This window comes from Stenotrophomonas sp. FSL W7-1447, from assembly GCF_037966425.1.
Taxonomy (GTDB): Bacteria; Pseudomonadota; Gammaproteobacteria; order Xanthomonadales; family Xanthomonadaceae; genus Stenotrophomonas; species Stenotrophomonas pavanii.
In genome coordinates, this window is the sequence record NZ_CP150199.1 from 4,650,001 (window position 1) to 4,662,289 (window position 12,289).

Consider the following 12,289-nt stretch of genomic DNA (forward strand, 5'->3'; position numbering starts at 1 on the left):
CTGCTGGTGCTGCGGGCGCGGACACCGGCCTGATCCACCCGATCAGGCCGCCAGGCGGGCGACGCTGTTGATCACCGCGACGAACGCCATGCCGATCACTACCGCCCACACACTGGTGCCACCGCGCCGCTGCAGCTCAGTGCGGATGCGGTTGTGCTGCCCGGCATGGGCAGCCTTCACTTTGCCCAGCAGCCGCGTGCAATAGCGCAGGTACAGCGCATTGGCGGTCACCGCGATGGCCAAGCGGGGCACCGCCAGCAACACCACCGTGAGCAGCGGGCTGGCGCGGGCCGCCAGCAACGCGATGCCGAACATGGCCAACTCGAAGAGGATGGCCGCCAGGTACATCTTCCGGTGCAGCAGCCAGTACATCGGCACCAGGAACGCGGGCCAGTGCCACGGCCGCGGCGGCTTCGGCACCGGGCTGTCCAGGTGCCAGCGCTGCCGGTAGAGCGCCGCGTTGGGCCCCACCGGGAGGTTCAGATGGTCCGCATCGGACGGAGCCGTCGTGCCGTCCACCTCTGCCGCAGGCGCCAGATAGGGATTGTCATCGGCCGGGGCAACCGGCGGGGTATCCAGATGCATCATGTCGGCGATTCCTTGCCCGGGACGAACCTGCGGTAGCGGCAGGTGCGGGCAGTTCTGAAGCCGCGCAGGCGTCAGCCCGCCATCGCCTGGCCCACCAGCATCATCGCAACGACCACGATGGCGACCATGGCCGCCCCTGGTGCGTTGGTATCACCCCGCGCGGCCAACTCGCTGCGCAGGCGCGCCTGGTCGTTTCCCGCCAGCGCGCGCGCACGGGCGATCTCACGCTGGCAATGCGCCAGGTACCACCGGTTGGCATACACCGCAGCGAGGGTGTTGATCACGAGGGTGATGACCATCGAGACGCCTTCCGGTACGCCGAGCAGCGCCTCGGCGATGCTGAAGAACACCAGCATGCCGGCCCAGATCGCCGCCAGCGTGTACATCCGCCGGTACACCATCCAGATGACGCCGATCAGGAAGGCCGGCCAGTGCCAGGTGCCACTGCCTCCGGCAACGCCCTGGTCCAGCCGCCAGCGCTGGCGATAGATCGGAAAGTTGCCGCCGACCACGGCGGCGTACAGGGCGATGTCACCTTCCAGCGCTGGCGCTGCCGCAGGTGCCGCCACAATTGCCGGCGCAGCAGCGGGCGCACGGTAGGGGTCGGACGGATCGATGACCGCAGCGACGCTGCCGGCATCGGCGTGCACCGGTTCAACCGGCGGCGGGGACGGGCGATCCGGCGCCAACGACGGATCCAGTTCGGCCAGCGGCCGCCACGATGCCATCCCCTCGCGCCACAGCAGTGTGCGGGCGTTTACGGTCCCGTCCTGCTGCAGGCGGCGCAGCCCGGCCAGATCCACCGGTCCCTCGCTCTGCCTGCTGTTGGCGTACCACCACTGCGCGTCCTGCATGAAAACGTCCCTGTCGCGTTGATCCGTTATTTGTTGACTGGCGTCCAGGGCGCTGCGGACAGCGTCTGCGACAGCACGTGCCTGCCGCCGGGCGGCAGCGTCACCACGTCGGGCCCCGCGTTGGCCGCTTCCAGGCACACATAGTCGCGCCAGCCTGCACCGACGTCCGCCATCTTCGCTGCGGCCTCGGCCCCCGGGTTCCACGCAACCAGCGAGCGGCTTCCCTCGGTACGGATGTCGATGCGGCGCTTGAGCACCGGATCGCGCAGGACATAGTGGCCGTTGGCCTGCGTGTAGATGCGGTCGCTGCGGCCGGGGTCGCGCGGGTCGCGCAACGACCAGGGCCCCTGCTGCCGGCGCGGCTGCGCATAGTTCTCGAACTTGTCCAGATACTCCAGCCCGTCCACGCCATCCACGTCCACCGCGCTGGCGTCACCCACGCGGAAATAGTTGTGCAGCGCCTGGGTGATGCTGGCAGGGGTACTGCCGGTGTTCTCGGTGATCAGCTGCTGGGTGAGCTGGCGACCCACGCGGACGATCATGCGCAGGCGCAGGTCCAGGCGCTGCAGGACCGGTGGCGCCAGGGTCAGCTCGATGCTTCCGTCGTCCAGGCGACGGGCCTGCTGCAGCTCCCAGGGCAAGGTGCGCACGAACCCGTGCGCGGGCACGTCGTTGCCCTGGCCCTGACGGCCGAAGTACGGCCAGCAGACCGGGCTGCCTCCGCGGATCGGCGTGGGCGGTTCGGCGCGCCGGGGAGACAGCCACATCAGGTCCGGCTGGCCCTTGGGCACGAAGGAAAGCAGTTGGCCTCCAAAGACGCTGATGGCCGCGCTGGCGTCGGCGGTGTCCACCAGCCAGGCATCGAGCCCCTGGTACTGCCCGCTGCGCAGGCCCTGGATCTGCTGCACGTTGGATCGACTCCTGATGGCCGGCGACTGCGCGGCGCTGTAGTTGCTGGGAAGCGTGAAACGGGTGGGCACCGGCGCGGTAGCCGGCGCGTCCTGCAGTGCGCGCAGGATACGCTGTCCGGCCCGCCCATCGGTATTGGCCCAGCCCAGGCGCTGCTGCTCGGCCTGGATCGCGCGTCGCGTGGCGTTACCGATCATGCCGTCGGCGGCACCGATGTCGTGGCCACGGGCCAGCAGCAGCGTCTGCAGCTGACGGCGCTCGTCGCGGCCGATGCCGGGATCATCGGTCGGCCAGGCCGTGGCCAGCCCGGCGCCACCGCGCAGCTGGTCGGCCAGCGTAGCGATCGCCAGCGCATAGCTTTCGGCGGCGTTGTAGCTGTAGATCGCATCGTAGTTGCGGAACACCAGCAATGCCGGCCCCTTGGTGCCAGCGGGCAGCAGCAGGGCGGCACGTGCATCGGCGGGCAGGTTGGCCGGGGCCAGGGCGCTGCCATCCAGCGCGGTCACCCCCTGCGCGCGCCAGTCGGCCAGCGCACGGCGCTGGGTGCGGCCCGCCTGGCGGGCATTGAACCCGGCCGGAACGCGAACTTCCATGCCCCACGGCTCGCCACTGCGCCACCCTGCACGCTTGAGGTAGTTGGCGGTGGAGGCCAGGGCGTCGGGAATGCTGCCGACCAGGTCGCGGCGTCCATCGCCATCACCGTCCACGGCGATGCGTGCATAGGTGCTGGGCATGAACTGCGTATGCCCGAAGGCGCCGGCCCACGAGCCGGTGAGCCCTTGCGCCTGCAGGTCGCCACGGTCGATCAGGGTAAGCAGCGCCAGCAGCTCGCCGCGGAAAAAGGCCTGGCGGCGGCCGGCACAGGACAGCGTGGCCAGCGACTGCAGCAACGGGCGCTTGCCGAACACGCGGCCATAGTCGCTCTCTACGCCCCAGACGGCGACGATGGTGGCGGGATCGACACCGTACTGCGCCGATACCCGATCGAGCAGATCGCGGTGCTGCCGCAGCTGGAGGCGTCCATCCTCGACGCGCTGGCGATCGACCAGCGCGGCCAGGTAGTCCCAGATCGGTGTGGTGAATTCCGGCTGCGCATCGAGCAGGCCGAGCACGCTGGGGTCCGCGGTGAGGCCGGCGGTGATTCCGTTGAATCGGTCGACGCTGATGCCCTGGGCTGCGGCGCTGGCCTGGATACCCGCCAGGCAGCGACTGAAAGCGGGATCACCATCGGCAGCAGGTGCCGCAGGCGGCGTCGGTGCCGAGGCGAGCGCGGCCACCAGGCCGAGCGTGGTCAGGATGGGCATGGCGTCCTCCGTGTTGCCGTTGCACGGCCATCTTAGAGGCAGCGCCGCCGGCGAACCTGAAGCGGGCGCGGCCGCTCCGCCCTAGACCGCGCGCAGCAGGCGCAGGCCGTAGGCGGGGCTTTCGACGTCCCAGCGCTGCGAGACCTGCAGGCCGGCCTGCAGCAGCAGCGCCTCGAAGCTGTCGTCGGTGTACTTGTGGCTGTACTCCACGCGGATCGGCTCATCGGCAGCGAAGTGGAACGTGTGGCCATCCAGATGGACGTCCTGTGGCCAGCGGCTGACCAGATCGGTTTCGATGCGCAGCCGCGCGGTGCTGTAGCGCGCGCGGTGGCGGAAGCCGTCGAGATCGAAGTCGCTGCCGATCTCGCGGTTGAGCCGGTCCAGCAGGTTGAGGGTGAAGGCCGCAGTGACACCCTGCGCATCGTTGTAGGCCGCTTCGATCACTGCCGGGTCCTTGTGCAGGTCGATGCCCACCAGGGCGAGGCCGTCAGCGCCCATGGTCTGGCGCATCGCGCGCAGCAGCGCGATCGCCTCTTCTTCGACGAAGTTGCCCAGCGTGGAGCCGGGAAAGAACAACAGGCGGCGCGCCGGCGCACGTTCCGGTGCGGGAACGGCGACAGGGCGGGTGAAGTCGGCACAGACCGGCAGCATCTCGACCTCGGGCAGCGCCGGCGCCAGGTGGTCGATGCTGGACAGCAGCGCCGCACGCGAGATCTCGATCGGGGTGTACGCCACCGGGTCCTGCAGGGCGGCCAGCAGCAGAGCGGTCTTGCGGCCACTGCCGCTGCCCAGTTCCACCACGTGCAGGCGCGGGCCGACCACGCGCGCGACGTCCGGCAACACCCGATCCAGCAGCGCCAGCTCGGTGCGCGTGGGGTAGTACTCGCGGGTCTGGGTGATCTGCTCGAACAGGCGCGAGCCGCGCGCATCATAGAAGTACTTGGAGGGCAGCTGCCGCGACGGGCCTGACAGGCCGGCGAGCACATCGGCCAGGATCTGCTGCCGGCTGGGCGTGAGGTCGGTCAGCGCCTGCAGCGCGTCCTGCACCGTGCTCATGCCAGGTCCCTGGCCAGGCGCAGGCCCGAGAACTGCCAGCGCGCCGGCGGCATGAAGAAGTTGCGGTAACTGGCGCGCACGTGGTCGCGGGGCGTGGCGCAGCTGCCGCCGCGCAGTACCCACTGGCCACACATGAACTTGCCGTTGTACTCGCCGAGGTTGCCGGCGAAGGGGCGGAACCGCGGGTAGGCGCCATACGCGCTGGCGGTCCACTCCCAGACATCGCCAAACAGCTGCCGCAGCCCACTGCCCTGCCCCGCCCGCGGGTGCAGGTGGTCGTCATCGGCGAAATGGCCATGCAGCGGCTGCGACGCGGCGGCGGCTTCCCACTCGAACTCGCTGGGCAGGCGCGCACCGGCCCAGCGGGCGCAGGCGTCGGCCTCGTAGTAACTGAGATGGCAGACCGGCGCATGTGGATCCAGCTCGCGCCAACCGCCAAGGGTGTACTCACGCTGCAGGGTCGCGTCCCAGTACAGGGGATGCTGCCAGTCTTCTGCCTCGCGCAGCGCCCAGCCTTCGCTGAGCCACCAGCGCGGCTCGCGGTAGCCGCCAGCCTCGATGAACGCGCGGTACTCGGCATTGCTGACCGGGCGCTCGGCCAGTGCATGCGCCGGCAGCAGCACGCGGTGAGGGGGCGATTCGTTGTCGTAGGCGAAATCGGCGTGCTGCGGCCATGCCGGGGCGCCGACGGTGACGATGCGTTCGGGCGATTCGATCCAGCCCTGCGCCGTGGCGACGCTGGCGACGGGCCGCAGGTCATCGCGGTAGGCCGGCTGCAGCGGATTGCACCAGAATGCGTGCTTGATGTCGGTCAGCAACAACTCCTGGTGCTGCTGCTCGTGCTGCAGGCCCAGCTGAAGGTGCTGCAGCGCCCGCTCATCCAGGTCACCGGCGGCCAACCGCGCCTGCACCTGGGCGTCGACCTGTTGCCGGTAATCCTGCACCTGCTGCAGCGAGGGCCGCGACAGCAACCCGCGCTGTGGCCTGGCATGCGCCGGGCCGAGGCTCTTGTAGTAACTGTTGAACAGGTAATCCCAGGCCGGATCATGCGCCGCCGCAGTGGCGAAACCGGCCAGCACGAAGCGTTCGAAGAACCAGGTGGTGTGGGCCAGATGCCATTTGCTGGGGCTGGCGTCGGGCATGCTCTGCAGCATGGCGTCCTCGGCGCTGAGCGGGGCGGCCAGTTGCAGGCTGCGCGCCCGCACCCGGGCAAAGTGGCGGGCGAGATCACGCTGCGGGGCAGCGACGGCGACGGGTACGCTGTCCATGCATACAGCATCGGCGCAGTGCGGTGAGTGCGACGTCATGGCCGCGCACCGCACCGTTCACACGGTGACGTATTCAAGAAGCACGCAGGGACGCCGCTAACGGCAATGTTGCGGCCGCATCGTCACCGCACTGGACTTCCCGCGTGCCCCTGCATCCGCTCCGCCAGCCTGCGCATTACCTGTTCGTGCTGCCCGCCGTGCTGGTCGTTCTGGTGCTGTGGATGGCACTGGGCACCGAGGATGTGGCCAGCCCGGCGCAGCGCATCCTGCCCTGGCTGCTGGCCTGCCTCGGCGCTGGCCTGGCCCTGCTCTACCACCATGTGCGCACGCTGTGCCTGCTGCTGGTGGCGGCGGTGGCGTTCGCCCTGCTCCACCGCGACGTTGCGGGTTACCTGCACAGTGGCCATGTGGACGCCCTGACTCCGCTGCGCTTCCACGCGATCTCGGCGTGGCTGCCGCTGCTGTTCGCCGGGCTGGCGCTGTGGCCGGAACGTGGACGCCGCCGCCAGGACCTGCTGCTGCGCAGCGTGGTGTGGGGTGCGGCGCTGCTGGTCTTCCTGCTGCTGGCGGCACAGCAGCCGCAGGGCATGCACGATCTGTTGTCGAACCGTCACTGGCGCTGGATTCCCGCCGACTGGAACGCGCTGGCACAGCTGCCGGCACTGTTGTTCCTGCTGGCGACCGCAGCGCTGGGCTGGCAGGCCTGGCGGCATCCACGGCCGCTGCACACGGCCATGCTGCTGGCCCTGCTGTGCCTGTGGTGGATGCTACCGAGGGTCTTCCTGCAGCCGGTGCTGCTGCCTGCACTGAGCAGCGCCGCGTTGCTGCTGATGCTCGGCGCGATGCTGCAGGAATCCTTCCACATGGCCTTCCGCGATGAGCTGACCGGCCTGCCGGGGCGACGGGCGTTCAACGAGACCCTGCAGCGGGCGCGCGGCACCTACAGCATCGCGATGGTGGACGTGGACCACTTCAAGTCGTTCAACGACACCCACGGCCACGATACCGGTGACGATGTGCTGCGCCTGGTGGCGTCGCGGCTGGCCCGGGTCGGTGACGGAGGCCGTGCGTTCCGCTACGGCGGCGAGGAGTTCGCCGTCGTGTTCCTGGACCGCCCGGCGGAGGCCTGTGTCGATGCCGTGGAAGCGCTGCGGCAGCGCATCGAAGACACGCGCATGCAGCTGCGCGACCGCAGCACCCGCAGCCGTGACGATGAAACCGGCCGGCAGCAGCGCGGACGCGGCGGCAACGGCCAGGTGGTGCAGGTAACGGTGAGCATCGGGCTGGCCGACAGTGACGTGGATCGCCGGCCGATGGCGGTGGTCAAGGCGGCCGACCAGGCCCTGTATGTGGCCAAGGACGGGGGCCGCAACCAGGTGCGGACACACCGCGGACAGCGCGGCCTGGCCGTGCGTGGCGGGTAGATTCAGACCGCGTCGAGGTAGTACCAGCGGCCGTCGATGCGTTGGAAGCGGCTGTGCTCGGTCATTTTCACTGCGCTGCCGCCGCCCACCCGGTAGCGCGCGGTGAAGCGGACCTCGGCACGGTCGGCGCCGGTGACCGTGTGCTCGTGCACGGTCAGGCCCAGCCAATGCGTGCGCTGCCCTGGCGCATCGTCCAGCGTCAGCTCGGCCGGACGCGTGTCCGGGTGCCAGGTCTGGCGCAGGTAGCCGGCCAGACCCCGCACATAGGCGCTGTAGCGCGAACGCATCAGGTGCTCGGCATCGGGCGCGACGTCACCGGCATGGAAACGGCCGCAGCAAGCAGCGTAGTCGGCGGGCAGGCCGCAGGGGCAGGGATCGGCGGATTTTCGGCTCATGGCGGCATTGTCGCCGGGTTGCAGGCATTGATCCACGCGCGCGGCGGGCGCCGCCTGGAGCGGGACAGGCGTATGCTGTCGCGCCCCCCACCTGATGGATCGCCGTGCTGGACCTGGTTCCCCCCGAATTGTGGTGGCTGGTGGTGATCGCCTTCATCGCCGGTCTTGTGGATGCCGCCGTCGGTGGCGGTGGCCTGGTGCAGCTGCCGGGCCTGTTCACGGTGCTGCCGCAGCAGACGCCGGCGATGCTGTTCGGTACCAACAAATTCAGTTCGATGTTCGGCACGGGTGCGGCCGCCTGGCGTTATGCGCGCAACGTGCGCTTCCCGTGGAAGCCGGTGCTGTTCGCAGCCGGCACGGCCTTCGTCTTCTCCTTTGCCGGTGCCACCGCGGTAAGCCTGCTGCCCAAGGACGCGGTGCGCCCGCTGGTGCTGGTGCTGCTGGTCGCGATGCTGGCCTATACGCTGTGGAAGAAGGACTTCGGTGCGCTGCACCGGCCACAGGAGATCGGCCGCCGCGAACTGGTGATCGCGCTGGCGATCGGTGCGGCGATCGGCTTCTATGACGGCTTCTTCGGGCCGGGCACCGGCAGCTTCCTGATCTTCCTGTTCGTGCGCTTCTTCGGCCTGGATTTCCTGCGCGCCTCGGCGGCGTCGAAGGTGGTGAACCTGGCGACGAACGTGGCAGCGATCTCGTTCTTCGTGCCGACCGGCAACATCCTGTGGCTGTTCGCGCTGCCGATGGCCGCAGCCAACATCATCGGTTCGGTGGTGGGCACGCGCCTGGCGCTGAAGGGCGGTACGCCGTTCATCCGCAAGCTGTTCGTGGGGCTGGTGGTGGTGCTGATCGCGCGGATGGCCTGGGATACGTTCCGCGGTGCGTGAATGCGGTTGTAGGCCAGCGGCTACACTACCGGGTCATGAGCCCCGCCCATGGGTGGTGCGCCGGCCGCTGGTAAGCATTCCCATTCGATCGGGTCATGAACCCCGCCCGTGGGTAGTGCCGGCCGCTGGCCGGCATTCCCATTCGATCGGGTCATGAACCCCGCCCGTGGGTAGTGCCGGCCGCTGGCCGGCATTTCCCATTCGATCGGCCGGGTCAGGCCTCGGCTTCTTCCGGTTCGTTGGCCTGCTGGCGGCTGCGCTCAGGCAGCTTCAGGCGCTTGCCTTCTTCGTCGTACTCGATCAACAGCACGCCGGAGTCGTGGCGGCCGCTGATCTCGACAAAGCAGGCGCCGCCGATGAACGGTTCCAGCGTCATCACCGACTTCAGCGGGGTCGCGACCACCATCTGGAAGCCGAAGTTGTCGAAGATGTTCATCGCCAGTGCGGTGAACTCGTTGTCGGCCTTGTCGAAGGCTTCGTCGAGCACCACGGCGGCATAGCTGGGCAGCTGGCTGTCGGCACCGCCGAGCTGGTAGCGCAGCGCCGCGGCCAGGCAGGTGGTGGCCAGCTTCTGGCGCTGGCCACCGGACTTGCCCGCGCCGCTGCGGTAGATCTCGACCTGCTGGCGCGTTTCCGCATCCAGCTCGACGCCAATGAACTCCACGTGCATGCGCACGTCCAGCACCAGTTCGCGCCAGCGCTTGTCCTCGCCTTCCTGCGAGCCCAGGCGGTTGACCAGCTGGCGCAGCACGGTGAACTGCGATTCGGCCAGTTCGCGCTGCTCGGTCTGCTGCTGCGACAGCACTTCGCGCAGCTGCTGATGGAACTCGGCCACTTCCGGCAGGCGGCGGTCGCTCAGTTCGATGGTCAGCAGCGTGCCGCGGTTGAACGGTACCTGTTCCAGGCTGGCGTTCACTTCATCCAGGCGCTGGCCGATCGACTTGCGTGCCTCTGCGCTGTGGCGCTGCAGGGCCAGCAGGTTGTTCTTGCTCTGGTTCTGCAGCAGATCGAAGAAGCGCTCCTCGTGCTGCGGCAGGCCATCGCGCTCCAGCCGCTCGAGGCGGGCGAGGAAGTCCTCGGCCGAGGCCACCGATGCGGTGAAGTCGCCCGATTCCTCCGGCCACTGCTGGATGAAGCGGCGGAAGCAGCCGATCAGCTGGTTCTCGATGCGGTTGAGGTCCTGCTGCGAGGACGACAGCTGCTCGTTCAGCGCGTTGCTGACCTGGCGCATGTGCGCTTCGAGCGTTTCCAGGCTGAGCGGGCCCTGCTCCTGCAGGCGCTCGGCGAGGCCGGCCTCCTGCTCCTGGGCCAGGGTCGGCAGCACCAGCGCACGGCTCTGCTGGCGTGCGCGGTCGAGGCGATCGCGCTCCCTGACCAGCTGGCCACGCTCGACGCGGACGTCTTCGTACGTGCGGCGGGCCTGCTCGATGTCGGCGCGCACGGCGTCGATCTGCTTGGCCAGCCTGGCAAGATCGGCGTTGCCTTCGCGCAGGTCGCGCAGGGTGGCCTCGATATCGGTCAGGCGCTGCTGCGGTGCGGCGACGTCGATCTCGTTCCAGCTGATGCTGACCAGCTCGTGGCAGGCCAGGCGGCGTTCGTTGTCGCGGTCACGCTGGCCGCGCAGGCGCGCGATATCGGTCTCGCAGCTGGCGATACGCTTGGCCAGTTCCTGGGCTTCGCGCTCGAAGGCGCCGACCTTGTCGTGGTTGTTGAAGCCGAGGATCCAGCGCCGGCGGTCGCCCACCGCGCTGCGGTCGTCCTTTTCGAAGCGGTCGCCCGGATGCTTGACCTGGCCTTCGCGGGTAATGCCGCGGTCGACGTTGCGCAGCTGCTTGGCATCCACGCACTCGTAGTCAAACCGCTTCCCCAGCTCGCGGCGCAGCCAGCTTTCGAACACGTGCTCGCGCAGCTCCAGCTTGTGCAGCAGCGACTTCGCCGACGGCTCGCGCGCGAACGCTTCATCGTTGCGGCGGACACGGTAGTACGTGAAGCGCATGCCAAGGTGAGTGCGATTCACCCACTCGGCAACCTCGTTGTAGTGCTTGTCATCGACCAGCAGCGACAGCGCGAAGCCGCCCAGCACGCGCTCGATGGCACCCTGCCAGCCCTGCTCTTCCGAGCGGACCTGGATCAGCTCGCCGACGAACGGCAGCGCCGCCTCGGCAATGCCGGTTTCCTCGGCCAGGCGCGCGCGCAGCTTCTGCATCGGCGCCGGGATGTTGGAGGGCGTGCGCTGCATCGCTTCGAGTTCCGCACGGACTTCGCCGAAACGGCGCTCGTCATCGCGCTTGCCGCCGAGGCGCTCGCTGATCGCATCGTCCAGCGCCGAAGAGGCACGCTGGCGGTCCTGCAGTTCGTTCTGCGCACGCTCGACAAGCTCGGCGAAGCCGTGTGCGTCGTCCGGCAGGTCAGCCCCCAGCTGCTGCGCGGCCAGGCTTGCCTGCTCGCGCTTGGCCTGGCGGCGATCGCGCTCCGCTTCCGCACGGCCCTGCTCGCGTTCCAGTTCCTCGATGCGTTCGCCGCCCTGCTGGCGGCGCTGCAGTTCCAGTTCGGCCAGCCGTTCGGTGTGGTTGTCGAGCGCCGCGCGGCGCTGGGCTTCTTCGCCAAGCAGGCCGCGATCACGTACATCCATCTCGCGCAGGCGCGCTTCGATCAGTGCTTGGCGGCGGCTTTCGCGGAAGCTGTCGACACCCAGCTTCAGCGCTTCGTCGTCGCCGCGACGGCGGTGCATTTCCTTCAGGTCGTTGTAGTAGGCACGCGCCGGCAGCAGGGTTTCCACCTGGCGGCGGGCGGTGACCACCGCCTGGTGCGCGCCATCGAGCTCGGCGAAGTCGCTGACCAGGCGCTCGGCGGCGTCGAAGGTCTTCGGCGTGTCGAGCATGAAGTCGCGCAGGAAGACGTTCAGGTCGCCCAGGTTCTTCGCCGACTGCGTCTTGTGCAGCAGGCGCAGCGCCATCTCGTTGTCGATGCCGAGCAGGTCGCGGAAACGCTCGGCGTAACCGGAGAAGGTGTCGAAATGGTGCAGGTCGGGCAGCTTCTGCTTGAGCTTGCGCAGGTCCAGGTCGAAGCCGCCGAGATCCTTGGCGATGTCGAACGGACGTTCGGCGATCATGTAGTGCTTGCGCACATCGCCGGCCGAGGTGCCGTTGCCGGAGATCCACAGCAGGCGCACCAGGCTGACCACGCGGCCATCGCCGGCGCGGTATTCCAGCACCAGTGCGGTCCAGGTGGCACCCTTGCGCAGGTACTGGGTGGCGATCTCGCCGGTGCCGCTGTCCTGCTGGTCGGCCCAGGCGCCACGCACGTAGGACACCAGGTTGCGGTCGCGGCCACTGCGCTCGGCTTCACGCGCAGCGGCGTTGAAGTCGACGATGGCCGGCGGCGTCAGCAGCGCGGACATGGCATCGAGCAGGGTCGACTTGCCCGAGCCGGAGCGGCCGACGAACAGGAAGCCGCGCTCGGCGATCGGCACTTCGGTCAGGCCGTTGAAGGTGCCCCAGTTGTGCACCTGCAGGCGGCGCATGCGGAACTGCTGCAGGCGCGGGTCCGGCAGGCCTTCGTTGAACAGGGCGGGAGTGTGCTTGGAGATAGCCATGCGATGGTCGGG

General features: G+C 69.0%; 10 protein-coding genes (1 of these 10 cut by a window edge). 3 read left to right on the top strand and 7 right to left on the bottom strand.

Going from position 1 to position 12,289, the window contains the following annotated elements; translation table 11 throughout:
- Positions 1-33: the 3' portion of a benzoate/H(+) symporter BenE family transporter gene (locus NSQ78_RS21535; RefSeq protein ID WP_049470725.1), read on the top strand. The gene continues 1,155 nt to the left of window position 1, outside the view; 33 of the gene's 1,188 nt are visible here — the last part of the coding sequence; the start codon falls outside the window, past its left edge; it ends in the stop codon at positions 31-33.
- 9 nt (positions 34-42) lie between these two features.
- Here the strand turns inward: NSQ78_RS21535 and NSQ78_RS21540 are convergent, their stop codons facing one another.
- The 5 genes from NSQ78_RS21540 to egtB form a co-directional block, all read right to left on the bottom strand.
- Positions 43-588, bottom strand: a complete 546-nt coding sequence (locus NSQ78_RS21540; protein ID WP_064239543.1) for a DUF2628 domain-containing protein — start codon at positions 586-588, stop codon at positions 43-45.
- Between the two features lie 71 nt (positions 589-659).
- Positions 660-1,442, bottom strand: a complete 783-nt coding sequence (locus NSQ78_RS21545) for a DUF2628 domain-containing protein (protein WP_057495296.1) — start codon at positions 1,440-1,442, stop codon at positions 660-662.
- A gap of 26 nt (positions 1,443-1,468) precedes the next feature.
- Positions 1,469-3,655, bottom strand: coding sequence for a lytic murein transglycosylase (locus NSQ78_RS21550; RefSeq protein ID WP_080473180.1), 2,187 nt, complete (start codon positions 3,653-3,655; stop codon positions 1,469-1,471).
- 81 nt (positions 3,656-3,736) lie between these two features.
- A complete protein-coding gene (gene egtD / locus NSQ78_RS21555; RefSeq protein ID WP_064239544.1) occupies positions 3,737-4,711 on the bottom strand; it encodes an L-histidine N(alpha)-methyltransferase in 975 nt (324 codons plus the stop codon).
- Positions 4,708-5,979: an ergothioneine biosynthesis protein EgtB gene (gene egtB / locus NSQ78_RS21560; RefSeq protein WP_064239545.1), complete on the bottom strand. Its 1,272-nt coding sequence runs from the start codon at positions 5,977-5,979 to the stop codon at positions 4,708-4,710. Before egtB ends, egtD begins: the two co-directional genes overlap by 4 nt.
- 143 nt (positions 5,980-6,122) lie before the next feature.
- Here egtB and NSQ78_RS21565 point away from each other — a divergent pair, with 143 nt between their 5' ends.
- A complete protein-coding gene (locus tag NSQ78_RS21565) occupies positions 6,123-7,403 on the top strand; it encodes a GGDEF domain-containing protein (protein WP_064239546.1) in 1,281 nt (426 codons plus the stop codon).
- A 2-nt stretch (positions 7,404-7,405) separates the two neighbouring features.
- On the opposite strand, the gene NSQ78_RS21570 is transcribed toward NSQ78_RS21565, so the two are convergent.
- The gene (locus tag NSQ78_RS21570; protein WP_049470708.1) at positions 7,406-7,798 is read right to left on the bottom strand and encodes a YchJ family protein; all 393 of its coding nucleotides are present in this window, start codon (positions 7,796-7,798) and stop codon (positions 7,406-7,408) included.
- 104 nt (positions 7,799-7,902) lie between these two features.
- Between NSQ78_RS21570 and NSQ78_RS21575 the strand changes: the two genes are divergently transcribed.
- Positions 7,903-8,682 carry a TSUP family transporter gene (locus tag NSQ78_RS21575; RefSeq protein ID WP_049470705.1) on the top strand — a complete coding sequence of 260 codons (780 nt, stop codon included), beginning with the start codon at positions 7,903-7,905 and terminating at the stop codon, positions 8,680-8,682.
- A 214-nt stretch (positions 8,683-8,896) separates the two neighbouring features.
- On the opposite strand, the gene NSQ78_RS21580 is transcribed toward NSQ78_RS21575, so the two are convergent.
- Positions 8,897-12,277 (bottom strand): SbcC/MukB-like Walker B domain-containing protein, encoded by a 3,381-nt coding sequence (locus tag NSQ78_RS21580; protein ID WP_064239547.1) that lies wholly within the window; start codon positions 12,275-12,277, stop codon positions 8,897-8,899.
- Between the last annotated feature and the right edge of the window lie 12 nt (positions 12,278-12,289).